Source organism: Nonomuraea sp. NPDC048916 (genome assembly GCF_040649575.1).
GTDB lineage: Bacteria > Actinomycetota > Actinomycetes > Streptosporangiales > Streptosporangiaceae > Nonomuraea.
The window spans coordinates 1-452 of record NZ_JBEZFS010000227.1 but is presented as its reverse complement, the minus strand read 5'-3'; the positions used below and the strand labels follow the sequence as shown (position 1 = coordinate 452).

Annotated in this window: 1 protein-coding gene; it reads right to left on the bottom strand. The window is 68.8% G+C overall.

The genetic code is table 11. The features are described 5' to 3' along the window. Window positions 1-220 (bottom strand): hypothetical protein (locus AB0C16_RS40585; protein WP_357691528.1); only part of this gene is annotated, 220 nt, incomplete at its 3' end. Between the last annotated feature and the right edge of the window lie 232 nt (window positions 221-452).

Sequence of the window (452 nt, the reverse complement as noted above, 5' to 3'; positions counted from 1 at the left end):
GCAGGGCCACCCCGAGCAGCCACCGGCCCGGGTCGCGGATCTCCGAGAGCATCACCTTGGAGAACCGGGCGGTGAGCCGGTGGTGCAAGCGTTCGGCATCCGTGCCCTCGCGCAGCTGGCGGCCCACCGCACGGGCGATCTGCCGGACGACGAAGTCGCTGTTCACCCGCTCCAGCAGCAGGTGAACCGGCTCCAGCACGGCGTAGATCTGGGGGTTCATGGCCAACTGCGGTCCGTCGTACGACGACCGGCGGGAACCTCCGTCCCTGCTGCTGCGCTTTTCGGTTTCTGGCTTCGAAGGGGAGGGTCGGCTGTTTCCACCCGCGCGAAGCGCGAGACCACCGCCGCCTTCCGCACGCGCACTCGCAGCAGCCGAGTTTTCCACAGCCCCAGCGCCCTCAACTACCGGTACCTCGCCTACGGCGGGTGACAAGAACGCGCCCTCGTCATCC